The 20,912-nt window shown below is 72.4% G+C and carries 19 protein-coding genes; 3 read left to right on the top strand and 16 right to left on the bottom strand.

Features of this window, described 5'->3' with window-relative positions:
- The first annotated feature begins 31 nt into the window (after nucleotides 1-31).
- On the top strand, nucleotides 32-1,114 hold the full coding sequence (gene disA, locus NYO98_RS00800; RefSeq protein ID WP_268109615.1) for a DNA integrity scanning diadenylate cyclase DisA: 1,083 nt from the start codon (nucleotides 32-34) through the stop codon (nucleotides 1,112-1,114).
- Between the two features lie 142 nt (nucleotides 1,115-1,256).
- Here the strand turns inward: disA and NYO98_RS00795 are convergent, their stop codons facing one another.
- Together NYO98_RS00795 and NYO98_RS00790 are read right to left on the bottom strand one after the other, a co-directional pair.
- Nucleotides 1,257-1,622: a hypothetical protein gene (locus NYO98_RS00795; RefSeq protein ID WP_268109614.1), complete on the bottom strand. Its 366-nt coding sequence runs from the start codon at nucleotides 1,620-1,622 to the stop codon at nucleotides 1,257-1,259.
- A 70-nt stretch (nucleotides 1,623-1,692) separates the two neighbouring features.
- Nucleotides 1,693-2,502 carry a hypothetical protein gene (locus NYO98_RS00790; RefSeq protein WP_268109613.1) on the bottom strand — a complete coding sequence of 270 codons (810 nt, stop codon included), beginning with the start codon at nucleotides 2,500-2,502 and terminating at the stop codon, nucleotides 1,693-1,695.
- 67 nt (nucleotides 2,503-2,569) lie between these two features.
- Here NYO98_RS00790 and NYO98_RS00785 point away from each other — a divergent pair, with 67 nt between their 5' ends.
- Nucleotides 2,570-3,451, top strand: a complete 882-nt coding sequence (locus NYO98_RS00785) for an HhH-GPD family protein (RefSeq protein WP_268109612.1) — start codon at nucleotides 2,570-2,572, stop codon at nucleotides 3,449-3,451.
- Nucleotides 3,452-3,554: 103 nt separating this feature from the next.
- On the opposite strand, the gene NYO98_RS00780 is transcribed toward NYO98_RS00785, so the two are convergent.
- From NYO98_RS00780 to NYO98_RS00715, 14 genes are all read right to left on the bottom strand, one after another.
- A complete protein-coding gene (locus NYO98_RS00780) occupies nucleotides 3,555-6,128 on the bottom strand; it encodes an ATP-dependent Clp protease ATP-binding subunit (RefSeq protein ID WP_268109611.1) in 2,574 nt (857 codons plus the stop codon).
- Nucleotides 6,129-6,289: 161 nt separating this feature from the next.
- A complete protein-coding gene (locus NYO98_RS00775; RefSeq protein ID WP_268109610.1) occupies nucleotides 6,290-6,625 on the bottom strand; it encodes a histone-like nucleoid-structuring protein Lsr2 in 336 nt (111 codons plus the stop codon).
- 230 nt (nucleotides 6,626-6,855) lie between these two features.
- On the bottom strand, nucleotides 6,856-8,832 hold the full coding sequence (locus tag NYO98_RS00770) for a hypothetical protein (protein WP_268109609.1): 1,977 nt from the start codon (nucleotides 8,830-8,832) through the stop codon (nucleotides 6,856-6,858).
- Nucleotides 8,833-8,906: 74 nt separating this feature from the next.
- Nucleotides 8,907-9,677, bottom strand: coding sequence for a type III pantothenate kinase (locus tag NYO98_RS00765; RefSeq protein ID WP_268109608.1), 771 nt, complete (start codon nucleotides 9,675-9,677; stop codon nucleotides 8,907-8,909).
- Nucleotides 9,674-10,576 (bottom strand): carboxylating nicotinate-nucleotide diphosphorylase, encoded by a 903-nt coding sequence (gene nadC, locus NYO98_RS00760; RefSeq protein ID WP_268109607.1) that lies wholly within the window; start codon nucleotides 10,574-10,576, stop codon nucleotides 9,674-9,676. The genes NYO98_RS00765 and nadC overlap by 4 nt, the downstream gene beginning before the upstream one ends.
- Complete coding sequence (locus tag NYO98_RS00755; RefSeq protein ID WP_268109606.1) at nucleotides 10,573-12,246, bottom strand: L-aspartate oxidase; 1,674 nt, start codon at nucleotides 12,244-12,246, stop codon at nucleotides 10,573-10,575. Before NYO98_RS00755 ends, nadC begins: the two co-directional genes overlap by 4 nt.
- A 9-nt stretch (nucleotides 12,247-12,255) precedes the next feature.
- Complete coding sequence (gene panD / locus NYO98_RS00750) at nucleotides 12,256-12,672, bottom strand: aspartate 1-decarboxylase (RefSeq protein WP_268109605.1); 417 nt, start codon at nucleotides 12,670-12,672, stop codon at nucleotides 12,256-12,258.
- A complete protein-coding gene (gene panC, locus NYO98_RS00745) occupies nucleotides 12,672-13,610 on the bottom strand; it encodes a pantoate--beta-alanine ligase (protein WP_268109604.1) in 939 nt (312 codons plus the stop codon). The genes panD and panC overlap by 1 nt, the downstream gene beginning before the upstream one ends.
- A complete protein-coding gene (locus NYO98_RS00740; RefSeq protein ID WP_268109603.1) occupies nucleotides 13,607-14,539 on the bottom strand; it encodes a Rossmann-like and DUF2520 domain-containing protein in 933 nt (310 codons plus the stop codon). Before NYO98_RS00740 ends, panC begins: the two co-directional genes overlap by 4 nt.
- A gap of 135 nt (nucleotides 14,540-14,674) precedes the next feature.
- Nucleotides 14,675-15,340, bottom strand: a complete 666-nt coding sequence (locus tag NYO98_RS00735; protein ID WP_268109602.1) for a methionine ABC transporter permease — start codon at nucleotides 15,338-15,340, stop codon at nucleotides 14,675-14,677.
- Nucleotides 15,337-16,365 carry a methionine ABC transporter ATP-binding protein gene (locus NYO98_RS00730; protein WP_268109601.1) on the bottom strand — a complete coding sequence of 343 codons (1,029 nt, stop codon included), beginning with the start codon at nucleotides 16,363-16,365 and terminating at the stop codon, nucleotides 15,337-15,339. Before NYO98_RS00730 ends, NYO98_RS00735 begins: the two co-directional genes overlap by 4 nt.
- Nucleotides 16,366-16,393: 28 nt before the next feature.
- On the bottom strand, nucleotides 16,394-17,335 hold the full coding sequence (locus NYO98_RS00725; protein WP_268109600.1) for a MetQ/NlpA family ABC transporter substrate-binding protein: 942 nt from the start codon (nucleotides 17,333-17,335) through the stop codon (nucleotides 16,394-16,396).
- A gap of 216 nt (nucleotides 17,336-17,551) precedes the next feature.
- Nucleotides 17,552-18,502 carry a glycosyltransferase gene (locus NYO98_RS00720; RefSeq protein WP_268109599.1) on the bottom strand — a complete coding sequence of 317 codons (951 nt, stop codon included), beginning with the start codon at nucleotides 18,500-18,502 and terminating at the stop codon, nucleotides 17,552-17,554.
- Nucleotides 18,499-19,617 (bottom strand): sulfotransferase family protein, encoded by a 1,119-nt coding sequence (locus tag NYO98_RS00715; RefSeq protein WP_268109598.1) that lies wholly within the window; start codon nucleotides 19,615-19,617, stop codon nucleotides 18,499-18,501. Before NYO98_RS00715 ends, NYO98_RS00720 begins: the two co-directional genes overlap by 4 nt.
- A gap of 55 nt (nucleotides 19,618-19,672) precedes the next feature.
- Between NYO98_RS00715 and NYO98_RS00710 the strand changes: the two genes are divergently transcribed.
- Nucleotides 19,673-20,785, top strand: coding sequence for a glycosyltransferase family 2 protein (locus NYO98_RS00710; RefSeq protein ID WP_268109597.1), 1,113 nt, complete (start codon nucleotides 19,673-19,675; stop codon nucleotides 20,783-20,785).
- Nucleotides 20,786-20,912: the final 127 nt, after the last annotated feature.

Here is a 20,912-nt window from a genome sequence, read left to right as displayed (position 1 = left end):
GGCGCCCGAGGAGAGAGCACGTGGAGGACCGGTGGCAGAGCGCATCGACGAGCAGCTGAGGCTGCGCGCGACCCTGGCCTCGATCGCGCCCGGCACGCCCCTGCGCGACGGCCTCGAGCGCATCCTCCGGGGCCGCACCGGCGCGCTGATCGTCATGGGCCTCGACCGGACCGTCGAGTCGATCTCGACCGGTGGGTTCACCCTCGACGTCCCCTTCACCGCCACCGGCCTGCGCGAGCTGGCCAAGATGGACGGCGCCATCGTCATCGACAAGGACATCACCCGCATCCACCGGGCGGCCGTCCACCTGATGCCCGACCACACGATCCCGTCCGAGGAGACCGGCACCCGCCACCGCACCGCGGAGCGGGTCGCCAAGCAGACGGGCCACCCGGTCGTCTCGGTGTCGCAGTCGATGCAGATCATCGCGGCCTACGTCGGCGACATCCGCCACGTCCTCGAGGACTCCGGCAAGATCCTCTCCCGCGCCAACCAGGCCCTCGCCACGCTCGAGCGCTACAAGCTCCGCCTCGACGAGGTCTCGGCCACCCTCTCCGCCCTCGAGATCGAGGACCTCGTGACGGTGCGCGACGTCGCCGTCGTCGCCCAGCGGCTCGAGATGGTCATCCGCATCGCCAGCGAGATCGAGGACTACGTCCTCGAGCTCGGCACCGACGGACGCCTGCTCTCGCTCCAGCTCGAGGAGCTCGTGACGGGCGTCGACGCCGAGCGGGATCTCGTGGTGCGCGACTACCTGCCGGGCGGCCGTCGCCGGCAGGCCGACCCGTCGTCCCACGTCGCCGAGCTCGCGGCGCTCTTGCCGACCGAGCTGGTCGACCCGGCCTCGGTGGCCCGCGCCATCGGCCTCGGCGGTGCCGAGCACCTCGACGCGGCGGTCGCGCCGCGCGGCTACCGCCTCCTCGCCAAGGTCCCCCGCCTGCCCGCCGCCGTCGTCGACCGCCTCGTCGACCACTTCGGCGGCCTCCAGCAGCTGCTCTCTGCCGGCATCGACGACCTCCAGGCCGTCGAGGGCGTCGGCGAGCTCCGCGCCCGCAGCGTGCGCGAGGGTCTCTCCCGCCTCGCGGAGTCGAGCATCACCGAGCGCTACATCTGAGGCGCGGCTCCCGGAGCGGTGCGCCATCCCCCGCAACCCCTGCTGCGTCATGCGAACCCGCACCCATACGTTCGACTTCGTATGACGCAGGAGCCCGCACGTCGATCCGACGTCGACAACCGCGCGCGGGGCGTACGACGACTCAGCCCCCCAGCAGCACCCCGACCGCCGAGACGAGGTTGAGGACCACGAAGGTCGCAGCCACGACGACCGCGACGACCGCGGGGGTCCGCCCGCGGGGCTCGCCGAGCCGCACGGCCCGGCGCGCGTAGAGCACGGCGGGGACGGCCGGCAGGGCGAAGACCACGAGCGCCGGCACCGTCGCGACCACCATGACCCACAGCTCGGCAGGCTGGTCACCGCCCGATGGGTGGGCGAGCGCCGACGCCAGGCCCTCCCCGACCACGAACGCGAGCACGAAGGTCACGAAGAAGCCGAGCAGGGACCACCATGCCCGGTGCAGGCTGGTCGTGGCGTCGGTGTCGATGCGTGGGTGGACGGCGGTCATCGGTCTGCCTCCTGCGACACCTCAAGCCTCCCGCAGGGCCGGGGGCTCCGGCAGGGCCGAAGGGCCCGAGTCAGCCGTCGCTGTTGCCGCCGCCGTCCTCGCCGGGCGTGTGCGAGGTGTCGCCGCTCTTGTTCTTCCCGCCGCCCTGCGGCTGCGGGTCGGCGGTGGTGGTGACCACCGCGGGGACACCCCCCGTGAGCTCGAACTGCACGTCGGTGCCGTCGCCGCCGAGGGCAGCCGCCTCGACGTGGTAGAAGCCGGGCATCGCCCAGTCGGTCCACTTGGTGCAGCCCTCGTCCGAGCGCCTGGCCGACCACGTGACGACGACCGGTGCGTCGACCGCCTGGCGGACCACCACGTCCTGCGGCGGGATCGACGCCGGGCACTCGCGGCTGCTCCAGATGTAGTCGCTGCCGGAGGTGATCGTGACGGTCATCGTCTCTGGGGATGCCTGCCACGTGCAGGCCTCGGTGGCGATCGTGCGGAGGTTGACGGTGATCGGGACGTCGGCGCCACCGGGTGCGGAGGTGAGCGCGGGCGTCGCGACGATGTCCGACTCGGTGCAGGGTCCGGTCGGCTCGGCGAGGACCGGCTCCGGCGGCGCGGTCTCGACCGTGCGGTCCTTCTTGCCCTTCTTGCCCTTCCTGCCGGTGCCCGGCGCCACCTCGGCGGTCGGGCCGGCGGTGGGCGCCACGGTAGCGGCCGTGGTGGCGCCGGCCTGCGTGGCCCGAGCCGTGCCGGGGTCCTTGCCGTCGGCCGAGCCGCCCAGCACGCGGGCGAGCACGACGACGAGCAGCACCGGGACGGCGAGCACGACGAGCCGTCGGGTCCAGTAGACCCGGGCCGGCAGCGGCCCACGAGGTCGTACGGTCGTCGGCATGCGCTCAGGTTAGGTAGCCGCGGGCCCGTCTCGGCGGAGGCGCACCGGCTCACCTACGATCGCCGCGATGGACGCACTCGCACCCGGCACGCTGCACGACGCCGTGCTCGACTGGTACGACGACCACGCACGCGAGCTGCCGTGGCGGGGGCTTTCCGCCACGCCGTGGTCGGTGATGGTCAGCGAGTTCATGCTGCAGCAGACGCCCGTGGCGCGCGTCCTGCCGGTCCACGCAGCCTGGCTCGAGCGCTGGCCGACCCCCGCCGCGCTCTCGGGCGAGTCGACCGGTGAGGCCGTGCGGATGTGGGGCCGGCTCGGCTACCCCCGACGAGCGCTGCGCCTCCACGCGGCCGCGACGGCCATCGTGGAGCGCCACGACGGCGAGGTGCCGGCGTCGTACGACGACCTGCTCGCGCTGCCGGGCATCGGTGACTACACCGCCGCCGCCATCGCCAGCTTCGCCTTCGGCCAGCGGCACGTCGTGCTCGACACCAACGTCCGCCGGGTCCTCACGCGCGCGGTCACCGGACGCGAGCTCCCCGCGCCGGCGGTCACCCGGGCGGAGCGGGACGTCGCGACGACGCTGCTGCCCGACGACCCCGCGACCGCCGCGACATGGGCGGTCGCCACGATGGAGCTCGGGGCGCTGGTGTGCACCGCACGCCAGCCGTCGTGCGACGCCTGCCCGATCGCGGCGGCGTGCACGTGGCGCGGCGCCGGCTTCCCGGCGTACGACGGACCGCCCCGCCGCGGACAGGCGTGGGCGGGCACCGACCGGCAGTGCCGCGGCCGGATCCTCGCCCTCGCCCGGGAGGCCGACTCGGTCGGCCGCGCCCAGGTCGAGGCGGCCTGGCCGGAGCGGGAGCAGCGCGAGCGCTGCCTCGACGCGCTGGTCGCCGACGGGCTGCTCACCCGGGTCGCTGCGGACCGCTGGTCGCTCCCCGGCTGACCGGGCAGTTCCTCGCGCTGAAATGCACTGACCGGGCGGTTCCTCGCGCTGGTGCGCGAGGAACCGCCCGGTCAGGCTGCTTCTACCGCGAGGAAGTGCCCGGTCAGGACTCCGCGGACTTCGGGATGTCCGTCGGGCCGGCGGAGTCGTCGGGACCGTCGCCCGCCGAGCCCTCCACGACCGTCTCCAGCGGAGGCATGTCGGGGACGGTGGAGTTCTTCTGGCCGCGGAAGGTGAACGTCGCCTCCGTGCCCTCGCCCTCCACGCCGACCAGGACGATCTGGCCGGGACCGACCTCGCCGAAGAGCATCTTCTCGGCGAGCACGTCCTCGATCTCGCGCTGCACCGTGCGGCGCAGCGGTCGGGCACCGAGGACCGGGTCGAAGCCACGCTCGGCCAGCAGGTCCTTGGCGGGCTGCGTGAGCTCGAGGGACATGTCACGGTCCTTGAGCCGCAGCTCGACCGCGTCGATCATGTTGTCGACCATCGCGATGATCTGCTCGCGCGACAGCGGCGGGAAGACCACGATCTCGTCGACACGGTTGAGGAACTCGGGGCGGAAGTGCTGCTTGAGCTCCTCCGACACCTTGCCCTTCATCCGCTCGTAGGAGCCGGCGGCGTCGCCGGTCTGCCCGAAGCCGAGGTTCACGCTCTTGGAGATGTCGCGCGTGCCGAGGTTGGTGGTCATGATGATGACGGTGTTCTTGAAGTCGACGACGCGACCCTGCGAATCCGTCAGGCGACCCTCCTCGAGAATCTGCAACAGGCTGTTGAAGATGTCGGGGTGGGCCTTTTCGACCTCGTCGAAGAGGACGACGGAGAACGGCTTGCGGCGCACCTTCTCGGTGAGCTGGCCGCCCTCCTCGTAACCGACGTAGCCGGGAGGCGAACCGAACAGACGCGACACGGTGTGCTTCTCGGAGAACTCGCTCATGTCGAGCTGGATGAGCGCGTCCTCGTCGCCGAAGAGGAACTCCGCGAGCGTCTTGGACAGCCAGGTCTTTCCGACACCGGAGGGGCCGGCGAAGATGAACGACCCGCCGGGACGCTTGGGGTCCTTGAGCCCGGCACGCGTACGACGGATCGCGCGGGAGAGCGCCTTGACGGCCTCCTCCTGCCCGATGACGCGCTTGTGCAGCTCGTCCTCCATCTTGAGCAGACGGGTGGACTCCTCCTCCGAGAGCTTCACGATCGGGATGCCCGTGGCCACGGCCAGGACCTCGGCGATGAGCTCCTCGTCGACCTCGGCGATCTCGTCGAGGTCACCGGCGCGCCACTGCTTCTCGCGCTCGGCACGGCGGGCGGAGAGCTGCTTCTCCTCGTCGCGCAGGCGGGCCGCGGCCTCGAAGTCCTGCCCGTCGATCGCGGCCTCCTTGCGCTGGCGCACGTCGCCGATCTTCTCGTCGTACTCGCGCAGGTCCGGCGGCGCGGTCATCCGGCGGATGCGCAGTCGCGAACCGGCCTCGTCGATGAGGTCGATGGCCTTGTCCGGCAGGAACCGGTCGGAGATGTAGCGGTCGGCCAGCGTCGCCGCCGAGACCAGGGCCTCGTCGGTGATGGTGACGCGGTGGTGGGCCTCGTAGCGGTCGCGGAGACCCTTGAGCATCTCGATGGTGTGCGCGATCGAGGGCTCCTGCACCTGGATCGGCTGGAAGCGGCGCTCGAGCGCGGCGTCCTTCTCGAGGTACTTGCGGTACTCGTCGAGCGTGGTGGCGCCGATGGTCTGCAGCTCACCGCGGGCCAGCATCGGCTTGAGGATGCTGGCGGCGTCGATCGCGCCCTCGGCCGCGCCGGCGCCGACGAGGGTGTGGATCTCGTCGATGAACAGCACGATGTCGCCGCGGGTGCGGATCTCCTTGAGCACCTTCTTGAGGCGCTCCTCGAAGTCACCGCGGTAGCGCGAGCCGGCGACCAGGGCGCCGAGGTCGAGCGTGTAGATCTGCTTGTCCTTCAGCGTCTCGGGCACGTTGCCCTTGACGATGTCCTGCGCGAGGCCGGCCACGATCGTGGTCTTGCCGACGCCGGGCTCGCCGATGAGGACCGGGTTGTTCTTCGTGCGGCGCGACAGGATCTGCATCACGCGCTCGATCTCCTGCTCGCGCCCGATGACGGGGTCGAGCTTGCCCTCGCGCGCGGCCTGGGTGAGGTTCTGGCCGAACTGGTCGAGGACCAGCGAGCTCGAGGGTGCCTCGCCACCGGAGCCGGAGGTCTGGGCGCCGGCGGTGGCCGACTCCTTGCCCTGGAAGCCGCTGAGCAGCTGGATGACCTGCTGGCGGACCCGGTTGAGGTCGGCGCCGAGCTTCTGCAGGACCTGGGCCGCGACGCCCTCGCCCTCCCGGATCAGGCCGAGCAGGATGTGCTCGGTGCCGATGTAGGAGTGGCCGAGCTGGAGCGCCTCGCGCAACGAGAGCTCGAGCACCTTCTTGGCGCGCGGCGTGAACGGGATGTGGCCGGACGGGGCCTGCTGGCCCTGGCCGATGATCTCCTCGACCTGGGCGCGCACGGCCTCCAGGGAGATGTCGAGGGACTCGAGGGCCTTGGCTGCGACGCCCTCGCCCTCGTGGATGAGCCCGAGCAGGATGTGCTCGGTCCCGATGTAGTTGTGGGAGAGCATGCGGGCCTCTTCCTGGGCCAGCACGACAACTCGCCGGGCTCGGTCGGTGAACCGCTCGAACATGTGCGCTCCTCTACGTCTGCGTGGTCCACGGGTCCGGCGCGGGCGCCGGGTTGCGGACACTGGGCTCAACGCCCGACATCAGCCTACGTGTTCCCGGGGCACAGACGAGCCCGTCCGCTATCAGCGAACGGGCTCGGCAGCCTCCACCGGGACGGCGTACGTCAGTGGGCGGCGTCGTAGGCCTGCTGGACGTCGGCGGAGATCCGGCCGCGCTCGGAGACCTCCATGCCCTGGGCCTTGGCCCACTCGCGCACGTCCTTGGTGTTCGAGGACGACGCGGAGGAGGAGCTGCCGGACGAGCGGCGGGCGCGGCGGCCACCACCGGTGACCTTGCGCGCGTGGCCGACGTAGCCGCTCAGCGCCTCACGGAGGGAGGCGGCGTTCGCGTCGTTGAGGTCGATCTCGTAGGTGGTGCCGTCAAGGCCGAAGGACACGGTCTCGGTGGCCTCGGTACCGTCGAGGTCGTCGACGAGAACGATGTTGACCTTTTGTGCCATCGTGAATTCCTTTGCTTTTCGCGCGCTCGGGGCTAAACGCGTCGCAGGCAGTGTGGCAGCAGTGCTGCATTCGCACAAAGGAGTCAGGAATTCCCTGACATATTCTGCGTAAAATTCCATCCATGTCGCCTCGGCAAACGGGTCGGAATACGACCCGGCGAATGGGCGGTGAAGGGAAGTCGGATCATTCCCGACCGCCATTCATTCGGCCCGCGAGAATGCCGGCGGCCTCACCGCAGCAGGACGTCGAATTCCAGTCGCGGGCACTCGGCCCTCATCTCCTGCTCGAGGGTCTCGCTGTGGGTGTACAGCTCGACACCTCCACCCCAGTCACGCACCAGGGCGCACAGTCCGACCGGGTCGAAGCTGTCGAGGCCGTACGCGTAGGGCCGCGGCAGCTCGTCGTCCTTGTCGACCGGGAGCTGCAGCAGCCAGAAGTTGGCGAAGGCGTTGTCGCCGGGGTCCTCGAACCACCGCGACACGATGACCTTCCGCGCCGGGTCCTCCAGGCGCAGGAGGTCGGTGACCGCCGGGTCGAGCGCGCTGGACCGGTCCGGGAGCGCGATCGACACCGCGGGCAGGACCGAGGACAACCGGTAGTCGGGCGTGCGGTGCGCGACCGGGTAGTCGATGGAGCTCACCGGCCGGGGGTCGGCGGGCGGGATCTGCCAGAGGAGCACGCCCGCGAGCATGGCCGGTCCGGCGACCAGGCTGGCGCGCTGGGCGCGCCGCAACCCCGGGACGGCGAACGCGCCCCGGGCCGACATGAGCAGGACCATCGGCGCGAGGAACGAGAGGGTCCACGCGAACTTCTGGGGGTAGTAGCCCCAGGGCCCTCCCTCCGATCCCGCCCTCTGGTGCATCAGGTAGAGGATCCCGATGGCCCCCGCCAGCCCGACCACCGCGACGCCCACGAGGTCCAGGCGCACCGACGTCCAGACCGACAGCACGAGCAGCAGTCCCAGGGGGACCAGCCAGAACACGGGCGGCAGGTTCTCGCCGTACGCGGGGAACAGGCCCTCCGCCGCGAGCGCGTCGGATGCGGCCGTGATGTCGCCGCGCGTGACGAGCGCGACGTAGGCGAAGAGGACGACCAGCGGCGTGAGCCAGGCGACGAGCGCCGGCCCGCGGAGGTCGAGGTGAGCGCGTCGCCGCCACACCACCACAGCGACACCGAGGCAGGCGGGCAGCAGGACCAGGGGCGCCCAGGCGGCCAGCAGCCCGGTGCCGACGAGCGCGAGGACACCGGAGGAGACCACGGGACGGCGCTCGGAGGAGGTCCACGCCGCCCACGCCGCCAGGACCAGGATCGCGGAGGGCATGGAGTTCCAGAAGCCGTAGACGAACACGAGGCCGGCCAGCGACCACGTCCAGGGGATCACCGCGGCGAGCAGGCCGAGGACGGCACGGCTCCAGACCCTCGCCGCCGGGAAGGCCGCGGCCACGAGGAGACCCGCCAGCAGGCTGGTGGCACCCACCAGCAGCAACAGCGCCTCGGACGCGCGGTAGAGGTCGTGGGCGAGCAGGTCGCCCCGGGCGACCGCCGATCGCCCGGGTGCGGCGACGAGCGCCACGACCTCGTTGGCGAGGGGCGCCGGGTTGCGGTGGGAGGCCGGGTCGAGACCCCCGTCCTCGACGATGAACCGGGAGGAGACCAGGTTCCAGGTGTTGTCGTTGCGCATCATCCAGGCGAGCTTCGGGCTGTCCGAGAGCCACCGCGACAGCGGCACCGTGACGACCTGCAGCACCGAGACCATCGCCAGTGCCGCTCCGAGCCCCAGCTCGCCGCGCGACATCGCGAGTGCTGTCGTACGACGTCGCCACACCACGACCAGGCTCGCGGCGGCGACGACGGCCGGGACGGCCAGCAACGCGGTGAGCGGGGCTCCGAGCGCGGGCCACAGCCGCATGCCCACCGCGAGCAGCGCGAACGCCCCCGACAGGACCGCTGCGAGGGCGAGGGTCGTCGTGAGCCACGGGCGCAGGGCGATCGTCGTCGAGGCCACGGCGACGATCAGCAGCGCGGCAGGGCTGCCGCCCGCGACGACGACGGCGCACGCACCGACCAGCGCGGCCACCAGGGCGCCCACGACCAGGCCGTGCCGCGCGTTCCGCCCGTCCGGGGCCCCGGGGTCGTCGGACGTCCGCGAGGGGTCGCCCTTTTCGCCGACGTGTGGCTGCGCAGCTCCCGCGACGCGTGACGTCACCTCGAGCACCCCCGTGGATCATGGTCAGGACCCCGTGATGCTACGTGCCGGCCGAGCGGCCCCCGGCCGAGGTCCTAGGAGTTGCGCTCGAACACCAGCCGCAGCCCCTGGAGGGTCAGCCACGGGGAGTGCTCGGTGAAGCACGAGCAGTCGTCGACGAGGAGCGCTGCGAGGTGGCCCGTCGAGATGACGGTGACGTCGTCGGCCGGGACCCCGAGCTCGGCGATCATCCGCGCCACCAGGCCCTCCACCTGCGCCGCGACGCCGAACACCATCCCGCTCTGGAGCGCCTCGACCGTGTTCTTGGCGATCACCGAGCGCGGGCGCGCGAGCTCGACCTTGCGCAGCTGCGCGCCGCGACGCCCCAGCGCCTCGAGGGAGATCTCGATGCCGGGCGAGATCGCACCGCCGACGTACTGGCCCTTGCCGTTGACGACGTCGAACGTCGTCGCGGTGCCGAAGTCGACGACGATCGCGGGTCCGCCGTAGATCGTCGCCGCGGCCAGCGAGTTGACGATGCGGTCGGTGCCCACCTCGCGCGGGTTGTCCATCAGCACCGGGATGCCGGTGCGCACGCCCGGCTCGACGACGATCGCGGTGACGTCGTGGAAGTGGCGCTCGAGCATCTCGCGCCACTCGTGCAGCACAGCCGGGACCGTGGCGCACACGACGATGCCGTCCACGTCGTCGAGCCGCTCGTCGAGCAGCCCGTGCAGCAGCACCGACCACTCGTCGGCGGTCCGGCGCTCGTCGGTGTTGACGCGCCAGTGAGCGGTGACCTCCTCGCCGTCGAGCAGGCCGAGGAAGGTGTGGCTGTTGCCGATGTCGGCGGCGAGCAGGCTCATGGAAGGAGATCCATGCCGATGTCGAAGACCGTCACGGAGTGGGTGAGCGCGCCGACCGAGACGAAGTCGACGCCCGTGGCACCGATGCGCGCGGCCCGCTCGAGGGTGATCCCGCCGCTGGCCTCCAGCGGCACCCGCCCGGCCGTACGTCGTACGGCGTCCGCCATCAGCTCGTCGGTCATGTTGTCGAGCAGGATCCGCTCCGGCGGCTCGGGCAGGGCGAGCAGGTCGTCGAGCTGGTCGAGCGTCGTCACCTCCACCTCGACCGGCAGCCCCGGGTGCCGGCCACGGATCGCCTCGAGCGCCGGGAGCACTCCTCCGGCGGCGAGGACGTGGTTGTCCTTGACCATCGCCATGTCCTGGAGGCTGGCGCGGTGGTTCACCCCGCCGCCGCAGCGCACGGCGTACTTCTGCAGGGCGCGCAGGCCGGGGAGGGTCTTGCGGGTGTCGAGCACCCGGGTCGGGGAGCCGGCCAGCGCCTCGACCCAGCGGGACGTGGCCGTCGCGATGCCGGAGAGGTGGCACGCGAGGTTGAGCGCGGTGCGCTCGGCGACGAGCATCCGCTGCGTCAGTCCCTCGACGCGCATCACGACGTCGCCCTTCGCGACACGGGTGCCGTCGGGCAGCCGCTCGGTGATCGTGGCGTGGGCACCGACCGCGGAGAACGCGACGGCACCGACCGCGAGGCCGGCGACCACCCCGGGCTCGCGAGCGGCGAAGACCGCCTCGGCGCGGGCATCGGCCGGGATCGTCGACTCGCTCGTCGGGTCCACGTGGGGCCGCTCGGGGAGGTCCTCCGCCAGCGCGCGCGCGACCACGTCCCAGACGTGGTCCGGGTCGAGGCCGGCCGCGGTGAGGTCGTCGACCACCTCGGTGGGCACGTCGCGCAGGCTCGTCATGCGGGCACTTCCTGGGTCGAGGGATCCGTCGAGGGGGCGTAGGTCCACTCGACGGCGACGCGACCGTGGGCGTCGAGCCACGAGTCGACGTGCCCGGCCCGGGTCTCGTCGCGCTCGGGGTGGTCCTCGCGCCAGTGGGAGCCCCGGGTCTCCGTGCGCAGCGCCGCGGCCTCGGCGAGGGCGGTGCTGACGGTGACCAGGTTGGTGGTCTCCCAGGCGTCGGGGCCGACCTCGGCGGCGCCGTGGTCGAGCGAGCCGAGGAACGCCAGCGCCTCGGCGAGGCCGGCCGCGTGGCGGAGCACCCCGACACGGCTGGTCATCGTCTCCTGCATCGGCCGGCGGTGCTCGCCCGGCACGAGGCCCTCGGGCCGCTCGTCCGGGACGGGGTCGGCCCAGTCGCGGAGCTCACCGGGCAGCACGTCCGCGATGCGTCGGGAGAAGACCAGGCCCTCGAGCAGCGAGTTGGACGCCAGCCGGTTGGCGCCGTGGACCCCGGAGCAGGCGACCTCGCCGGTGGCGTAGAGGCCGGGCACCGTCGTACGCCCCCAGAGGTCGGTCGCCACGCCGCCGGACGCGTAGTGCTGGGCCGGCGCGACCGGCACGAGCTCGGTCACCGGGTCGACGCCGTGCTCGCGGCAGACGCGGAGGATGGTCGGGAAGCGACGTTCCCAGAATGCGGAGCCCAGGTGCCGGGCGTCGAGCCACATGTGCGGGCGACCGGTCTCGATCATCCGGCGGGTGATCGCCTTGGCGACGACGTCGCGCGGGGCGAGGTCGGCGAGCGGGTGCTGGCCCTGCATGAAGCGGGTGCCGTCGAAGTCGACGAGGAACGCGCCCTCGCCGCGCACCGCCTCGGAGATGAGCGGTTGCTGGCCCTGGGAGTCGGGGCCGAGCCACATGACGGTCGGGTGGAACTGGACGAACTCGAGGTCGCGGAGCCGGGCGCCTGCCCGGATCGCGACGGCCATCCCGTCGCCGGTGGACACGCTGGGGTTGGTGGACTGGCTGAAGACCTGGCCGAGCCCGCCCGAGGCGAGGACGACCGCCCGGCAGTGCACGGCGCCCACGCCGTCGCGCTGGCCCTCGCCGAGCACGTGCAGCGTCAGGCCGGCGACGCCGCCGTCGGCGGCACGGAGCAGGTCGACGGCCAGTGCGTGCTCGACGACCTCGATCTCCGGCGCCCGCTCGACCGCGGCGATGAGCGCGCGCTGGATCTCCGCGCCGGTGGCGTCGCCGCCGGCGTGCGCGATGCGGTCGCGGTGGTGGCCGCCCTCGCGGGTCAGCGACAGCTCGCCGTCGGGGTGGTGGTCGAACTGCGTGCCGAGGGCGATCAGCTCGTGCACCGCCTCCGGGCCCTCCGTCACCAGCACGCGCACGGCGTCCACGTCGCACGCCCCTGCGCCGGCCACGAGCGTGTCCCGCTCGTGCTGCTCGGGGGTGTCACCGGGCCCGAGCGCGGCGGCGATGCCGCCCTGGGCCCACTGCGTCGAGCCGGCCGCGAGGACGTCCTTGGTGACGACGAGCAGGTGCAGGGCGGGGTCGGCGGCGTGGATGCGCAGCGCCGCGGTGAGCCCGGCGATGCCCGAGCCCACCACCACGACGTCGGCGCGGGTGGTCCAGCCGGGCGCCGGGGCACGGAGGCGGCCCGGGACCGGCCGGTGGGAGGTCATCCGCGCAGGCTATCGAGCGACGAGGTCGCCGCGGGACAGCGTCTCGTCGTCGAAGGTGTCGGCGGGGTCGGAGCCGGTGCCCATGATCTTGTTGTCGGCGTCGACGAAGACGACGTGCGGCACCAGCTCCCTGGCCTCGGCGGTGTCCATCTGGCCGTAGCCGATCAGGATCACCGTGTCGCCGGGGTGCACCAGCCGGGCGGCGGCGCCGTTGATGCCGATGACGCCCGAGCCGCGCTCGCCGGCGATCGTGTACGTCTCGAGGCGGGCCCCGTTGGTGACGTCGACGATGTGGACGAGCTCGCCCGCCAGCAGGTCCGCGGCGTCGAGCAGGTCCTCGTCGACGGTGACCGACCCGACGTAGTGCAGGTCGGCCTGGGTCACGGTGGCCCGGTGGATCTTGGACTTCATCATCGTGCGCAGCATCAGCTGCTCCTTCCAGAGGTGGTCGAGGCCGCGGACGCGGTCCCCGCCGGTGTCGCATCGGGGGCGATGCGGTCGAACGTGAGGGGCATGTTGTCGATCAGCCGCGTGGTGCCGACCCGCGCGGCCACGAGGATGCGGCCCTCTCCCGTCTCGGGCGGCTCACCGAGGTCGGGCGACGTGAGCGCGAGGTAGTCGAGCTCGAGGCCGGCCTCGGCCTTGAGGACCGACATCGCGGCCCAGCGCGCGGCAGGTACGCCGTACGGCGCCCGTTCCTGCGCGGCGCGGAGCGCCCGGCTGAGGGCCACCGCGACCTCCCGCTGGCCGTCGTCGAGGTAGCGGTTGCGGCTGGACAGGGCCAGGCCGTCGGGCTCGCGGACCGTCTCGGCGCCGACGACCTCGACGCCCATGCAGAGGTCGCGGACCATGCGGCGGACGAGGACGAGCTGCTGGTAGTCCTTCTGCCCGAACACCGCCACGTCCGGGCGGACCAGGCCGAAGAGCTTGGCGACGACGGTCAGCACCCCGTCGAAGTGGCCGGGCCGCGACGCGCCGTCGAGGATCGTCGCCAGCGCCCCGGGAGCCACGGTGACGCCGTCGTGGACGGACTCGTGGCTGAAGCCGCCGGGGTACATCTCCGCGACGCTGGGGGCGAAGACGACGTCGACACCTTCGGCGGCGCAGACCTCGAGGTCGGCGTCGAGGGTGCGGGGGTAGCGGTCGAGGTCCTCGGTCGGGGCGAACTGCATCGGGTTGACGAAGATGCTGACCACCACCGGTCCGGTGGTGGCCGCACGCGCCGCCCGCACCAGGCTGGCGTGGCCGTCGTGCAGGGCGCCCATGGTGGGGACGAAGGCGACCCGCTCGCCCGTCCGGCGGGCGCCGGCGAGCAGGCCGGCCAGCTCCTCGCGGGTCGACGCGAGGGCGGGGGTGGTGGTCATCGAGCCTGCCGGTCGAGGGGGGTCGGGGCGGCCGCGGCGTCGAGGACGCCGAGCATCTTGGTGGCGCGGATGGGCAGCAGGCGGCCGTCGGTCACCGCGCGGCCCAGGGTGGCGCGGGCCATCGCGAGGTAGGACGGCAGCGTCTGCGGCGCCGTCGCCCGGAGATCGGCCACGTGCGCGCGGACGGTCTCCACGTCTCCGCGCACGATCGGGCCGGTGAGGGCGGCGTCGCCGTCCTCCAGCGCGTTGTCGAGGGCAGCGGTGAGCAGCGGGCGCAGCGTGGCGGCAGGGTCCTCGGCACCGGCGGCGGACAGGATCTCCATCGCCTCGGCGACGAGGGTGACGAGGTGGTTGGCGCCGTGGGCCAGGCCGGCGTGGTAGAGCGTGCGACGCTCCTCGGGGACCCACATCGCGCGGCCGCCGAGGTCGGCGACGAGCGACTCGGTGAGCTCGCGGTCGGCGTCGGCGGCGGTCACGCCGAACACGCAGCCGGCGAGCCGGGGCAGGTCGACCGCCGTGCCGGTGAAGGTCATCGCGGGGTGCAGCGCGATCGTCCGCGCGCCGACCTCGCGGGCCGGCTCGAGCACCGCCAGGCCGTGCCGGCCGCTCGTGTGCGCGACCACCTGTCCCTCGTGGATCGCACCGCTCGCGCTGAGCATCGTGACGACGTTGGACAGCATGTCGTCGGGGACGGTGAGCAGCAGCAGGTCGCTGGCGCGCGCCACGTCGGTCGGCTTGGCGGCCCGGACGCCGGGCAGCAGCTCGTCGATGCGACCGCGGGAGGCGTCGGACTCGCCGGCGGCGGCGACGACGTCGTGGCCCGCGGCGCGGAGCGCGGCGGCCAGGACGGCACCGACCCGGCCGGCGCCGATCACGCCGACACCGAACGTCGGGTGCGACGCCGTGCGGAGGACGGGGTCGTGCGTCATGTGATGACCTCTTCGTTTCAGTCCCGTGGTGGGTACCGATCTACTGCGATCAACATCGAGCCTACGCCCGCGGATTCCGCGGTGGGAACGCAACGGCGGCGTGACGAACGCCACTCGCCGCGCGCTGGCCGGGGGTCAGCGGCGCAGGATCCGGCGGGCCGCCGTGTTGCCGGCCAGCTGGACGACCTGCACCAGCACCACGATCGCGATGACCGCGGTCCAGGTGACGACCGTGTCGAACTGCCGGAAGCCGTACTGCAGGGCGAAGTTGCCCAGGCCGCCACCGCCGATGACGCCGGCGACGGCGGTCATGTCGACCAGCGCGACGAAGGCGAAGGTGTAGCCGAGCACGAGCGGCCCGAGCGCCTCGGGCAGCACGACGGTGCGGACGATGCGTGCCCGGCTGGCGCCGACCGACCGCGCGGCCTCGATGACGCCGGGGTCGACCGTCACGAGGTTCTGCTCGACGATGCGGCTGATGCCGAAGGCGGCGGCGAGCGTGAGGGCGAAGATGATCGCCGGGTTGCCGATGCCCGTGCCCACGACCAGCCGGGCGAACGGCTGGACGGCCGCGATGAAGATGACGAACGGGATCGGCCGGAAGAAGTTGACCAGCACGTTGAGCACGAGGTTGACCGGGCGGCTGGCGTAGAGGCCGCCGCCGCGGGTGACGTACAGCCCGAGGCCCAGCACCAGGCCGAGGAGGCCGCCGAGCGTCAGCGTGATGGCGACGATGTAGAGCGTCTCCCACGCCGCGTCCCAGAAGAGCGGCCAGAGCTGGTCCATGTTGGTGTCGGTCATCGGGGCAGCTCCTTCGCGGGGACGAGCGCGCGTACGGCGTCGAGAGCGGCGTCCACGGCCGCGGGGTCGCCGTCGAGCGAGAGCGTGAGGTTGCCGAAGGTCTCCCCCTGCACCTCCTCGATGCCGCCGAAGACGAGCTCGAAGCGCACCCCGTGCTCGAGCAGCAGCGCGAAGACATCGCTCTGGCGCACGTCGTCGCCGCGGAAGGCGAGCTTGACGAAACGCCCGGCGTGGCGGGCGTGCAGGGCGGCAAGCGCCTCGGCATCGGGCTCGTCGTCGACGATGGTCGCGACGAACCGGCGGGTCACGGGCTGCTGGGGGTCGGAGAGCACCCGCACGACCGGGCCCTCCTCGACGATGCGGCCGGCCTCCATCACCACGACGCGGTGCGCGAGGCTGCGCACGACGTCCATCTCGTGGGTGATGACCACGATGGTGATGCCGAGCTCGCTGTTGACGCGGCGCAGGAGCGCGAGGACCTCCTGGGTGGTCTCGGGGTCGAGGGCACTGGTCGACTCGTCGGCGAGCAGGAGCTGCGGGTTGGTGGCGAGCGCACGGGCGATGCCGACGCGCTGCTTCTGGCCACCCGAGAGCTCCTCCACGTGGCTGTGGGCCTTGTCGGCGAGCCCGACGAAGTGGAGCAGGTCGGAGATCCGCTGGTTCTGCTCGGCCTTCGGGACACGCGCCACCTCCAGGGGGTAGGCGATGTTGCCCCACACGGTGCGCGAGCGGAACAGGTTGAACTGCTGGAAGACCATCCCGATCCCCAGCCGCACCTCGCGGAGCTCGCGCTCCTTCAGCCCGGTGATCTCGCGGCCCCCGACGCGGACGCTGCCCGAGGTGGTGGTCTCGAGCGCGTTGATCAGCCGCACCAGGGTGGACTTCCCGGCGCCGGAGTAGCCCACGATGCCGACGATCTCGCCGGCCTCGACCGCCAGGTCGACGCCGCGGATCGCCTCGACGGGCGTCCGGCCGCGTGCGGCCGGGAAGGTCTTGTGCACGTCGGTCAGCTCGACGAGCGGCATCGTGGGCTCCTCCCCTGTCAGCGTCGGGTCACTTCTGCGCCGCGGTGTCGGCCTCGACGTCGTCGAGCGAGGCCTGCAGCTCGTCCTGCGGGATCTGCACGAGCTCGGCGGTGCCGCCGGAGACGTCCTGCACGCCGTCGAGGACGGCCTGCGTGTCCTGGTAGATCTCGACGAGCTTGAGCAGCGTCGGGTCGTCACGGTCCTCGGCGCGCACGGCGAAGACGTTGACGTACGGCAGGGCGTTGGGGTCGTCGACGTCGTCGGTGGCCAGCGCGTCCTCGAAGGACAGCCCGGCCTTCTCCACGAAGTCGTTGTTGATGACCGCGGCGGCCACATCGGGCAGCGAGGTGGGCGTGAGGTCGGCCTTGATCGCCTTGACCTCCACCTTCGAGGCCGACTCGTCGATGTCGGCCAGCGTGGAGTAGATCGAGCCGCCGTCCTCCAGCGTGATGAGGCCGGCCGACTGGAGGATCAGCAGGGCGCGGGCCTGGTTGCTGTCGTCGTCGGGGACGACGACGGTGTCGCCGTCCTGGATCTCCTCGACGGAGTCGACCTTCTGCGAGTAGAGCCCGAGCGGGTAGATCGCGGTCGAGCCGAGCGGGACGATGTCGTCGTCGTTCGCGACGTTGTACTCCGCGAGGTAGACGATGTGCTGGAACTGGTTGATGTCGAGCTCACCCTCGCTCAGCGCGGGGTTGGGCTGGGTGTAGTCGGCGAAGTCCTTGACCTCGAGGTCGATGCCCTCGTCGGCGGCGGCGTCGACCAGGACCTGCCAGTAGGGGTCGCTGGCGCCGACGGTGCCGAGGACGACCTTCTCCCGCTCCTCGCCGCCGGCGGCGCCGGCGTCGTCGCCGCCCCGGGACCAGAGGAAACCGCCCACCACGGCGAGGACCGCCAGGACGGCGATGCCGACCAGCAGCGGCGTACGTCGCTGGGCGGGGGGTGCGATCTGCGGGTGGTTCTCGGACATGGCGGAGCCTTTCGTCGTACGTCGTGGAGCGCGGGGACGCGCGCGCTGGCGACACCCCCACTGGCCGCCGTCCTGTTCAATCACACAAAGTTGATCAACAAGCATGACAAAGCCTGCGACGACCTTATGCCGGTGGAACCTCGCGACACCAAACCGATATGCCCCGAGCCGGTGTGAACCGCCTCACGACCCTGGTCGCAGACGTCGTCCGAGCGCTCAGGCGCGCAGGTGCAGCTTGGCGTGGTCGGGGTCGTCGACGACGAACGGACGCGGCGCGCGGGGCAGCCAGGCGTGGGTGACGTGGTCGACCACGTGCACGCCCTCGGGGGACTCGATCTCCACGACGCCCTCGGGCACCTGACCGTCGTGGAGGGCGTTCCAGACCAGCCACTCGCGGCGCTTGCGCCGGTTGCGGATGGAGGTGGCGAACGACTCGGGGTTGGTCCAGTGAGCGAACTCGTCGCCGTCGAGCCACTTCAGCTCCACGCAGAGGCCCTGCGGCAGCGCGAACATCTCGATGCGCTCGGGCGTCGTGCGGATCTCCCACTCCGGCGCCTTGGCGTAGACGTAGTCGGGACTCATCGGGAAGCCCCACTCCTCGATGTTGCGCAGGCCGAGGTCGAGGTAGGCCTTCCGGTCCGACTCGATGTAGAGCCCGTGGCGGGGGAAGCGGATGACGGCCTCGGCCATCCCGACCTGCCAGGAGAGGTCGGCCATGGAGACCTCGCCCTCGGTGGTGAGGACCATGTCGCCGTCCCACTTCCACGAGTAGCGGGTGCGGACGTGCGAGAAGCACCAGTTGTAGAAGTAGGCGAGCGAGTGCACCGACCGCTCGTTGACCGCGAGGTGCTCGGCGCCGGCGCGGGCCACCTCGAAGGGGTACTCCTTCAGGGTGAACCGGTCGGACAGGCCGTGCTCGGTGGCGACCCGCAGCGCCTCCTCACCCGTGCCGTCGTCCGACCCGTTGTCGACGAGCAGCACGTGGTCGCACGCGCGCAGCAGCGGCGGCAGCACGAAGCGCAGGCCGGGGGCCTCGTTCTTGACGCGCAGCACCGCGGTCGCACCGCGCCGCAGCCCTCCGGGCTGGTTCCACGGCCAGACGATGTCGAAGTCCTCGCGGCCCTCGAGGTTGGTCAGCCCGTGGCCGGAGCCGATCGGGATGCTCACGGCTGGGCGTCCCGCTCCCGCCCGAGGGCCTTGCGCACGCCGCGGCGCACCGACGGCGGGATCGCGGCGCGCACGTCGTGGGGGACCCGGTCGGCGAGCGACCTGGACGATCCCTCGGTCGCGGCCTCGTGCAGCGCCCGCCTGCGGGCCTGGTGGCGGGCGTGCTCGGCGGTCGAGCGGCTGATCGCCGCCGCCTCCTCGTAGAGGTCGACGTACTCGTCGCGGAGCTGGTCGAAGGTCTCGTGCGCGGCCGCGGTGTCGCCCCCCTCGTCGGCCAGCCTGTTGAGCTCCTCCCACGTCTGGCCGGTCAGGTCGTGGAGCCGCTTGGGCAGCGCGAGGTCGTCGAGCGTGGCGGTGACCCGGCGCAGGTTGGGGTCGATGAAGCGGTGCACCTCGCGGATCTGGTCGCTGCGGGTGTGGATGATCGTCTGCAGGTCGAGGGCGTGGCCGAGGGCGGTCGTGGTCCGCACCCAGTCGGTGAGCAGGTCCTCGTAGCGCACGAAGACGCGACCCTGGCCGGCGTCGGCCTCGCCCACGCCCTCAACGCTGCGAGTGGCGCGCTCGGTGTGCAGGAGCATGTTGACCCAGCTGGCCGCGAGGTGCGCCGAGCCGAGCTTGTTGGCGTAGTACTTCTGCTTCGAGCCCACCACCTCGGCGGGCGGGCGCAGCATGGTGGCGAAGACCGGCGTCGCGCCGGTGCGGATCGCGGCGACCCGCCACAGGCCGAGGAACCAGCTCAGCCGCGGGTCCTTGACGACGAGCTCGGGGTGCTCGGCGAAGTGCGGCTCGAGCCACTCGCTGACCCGGATCCGGGCGGGCTCCCGGCTGCAGATGCGCCCGGTGTCGAACCACGCCTCCGGCCGGCTGTCGCTGACCTGCACCAGCGCCTCGCGCAGCCACTCGTCGTGCACGTCGACGACCCACTGCGGCTCGCTGAACCCGCGCGGGTTCGAGTCGTCCGGCGGGACCTCGGGCAGCGGCACGTGCATGCCGAGGCGCGACACGATCCCGGCCAGGGTGCTGGTGCCGCTGCGGCCGGCGCCGGCGACGAAGAGGACCTTCCGCGGCACTCCGTCGGGGTTCATCTCGTCGATGGCTCTCGGCTGCTCGGTCACGGCGGGCAGCCTACCGGCGTCCTGCCTGACGGCCCGTGTCCTAGGGTCGTCGCCCATGAGGCGCCTCTTCTCCCGGGCACCGCTCCTCGGGGTGGTGATCCCGGCGTGGGGCGTGGAGGACTACCTCGACGACTGCGTCCGGTCGCTGCTCGCCCAGACGCACCGGCGCTGGGAGGCCGTGATCGTCGACGACGGGGCGACCGACCGCAGCGGCGAGATCGCCGACGCGTGGGCGCGGCGCGACGACCGGATCAGCGTGGTCCACTCCGTCAACGGGGGCCTCGGCGCCGCCCGCAACCTCGGCCTCGCGCACGTGCGGGGCGACTACCTCGCGTTCCTCGACTCCGACGACGTGCTGCCGCCCACGGCGTACGCCGACCTGGTGGGCGCGCTCGACACCTCGGGCTCCGACTTCGCGACCGGCTCGATCGTGCGCTGGGAGGACGACCGGATGGTCGAGCCGCCGTGGATGCGGCGGCTCCACCGGCCGCTGCGGGGCGCACGCGTCGAGGACCGGCCGGAGCTCCTCGGCGACGTCTTCGCCTGGAACAAGGTGTTCCGGCGGTCCTGGTGGGACGCGCGCGGGCTCTCGTGGCCCGAGGGCGTGCGCTACGAGGACCAGCCCACGACGACGCGGGCGTTCCTCGAGGGCCGGTTCGACGTGCTCGACGAGGTCGTCTACCGCTGGCGGATCCGCGAGGGCTCGATCACCCAGACGCGGGCCTCGTCGCTGCAGGACCTCGCCGACCGCTGGGAGACCAAGCGGATGTCGCTCGCCTCGGTGCGCGCGCACGGGTCGGCCGAGGTCGAGTCGGTCTTCGTGGACCGCGTGCTGGCCGGCGACCTGTGGCGCTACTTCCTGCTGGTGCCGGGTTGCACGCCGGAGTGGTGGCGGCTACTGCGGTCGGGCGTGCTCGAGCTCTGGGGCCGGCGCTCGCTCGTGCACAGCGGCCTCCCGCCGGTCCACCGGCTCGCCGGCTGGCTCGTGGAGCAGGACCGGCGCGCCGACGTCACCGCGCTCATGGAGTGGGCGGCCGCGCTCGACGGCCCCGCCCCCCGGGTGCAGGACATCGCGACGGGCGCCTGGCGGCTGTCCGTGCCGCCCTCGGTGCTCGACGAGGCCACCGTGGCGCCGGAGGCCCTGGCGCTGCGGGACCACGAGGCCTGACCCGGCTCGGGCCGCTGATGTCGGCGGGGCCGCTCCACCGCAGGAGGTCCCGGGATGCCGCACGTCCCCCACGCAACGGCGTGAGGGACGTGCAGGTGTTCTCGAGGTCCCGTGGTGGAGCAACCGG

This window comes from Nocardioides pini, from assembly GCF_026712185.1.
Taxonomy (GTDB): domain Bacteria; phylum Actinomycetota; class Actinomycetes; order Propionibacteriales; family Nocardioidaceae; genus Nocardioides; species Nocardioides pini.
The sequence above is the reverse complement of the archived record's forward strand: the minus strand, read 5'-3'. Positions and strand labels throughout refer to the sequence as shown.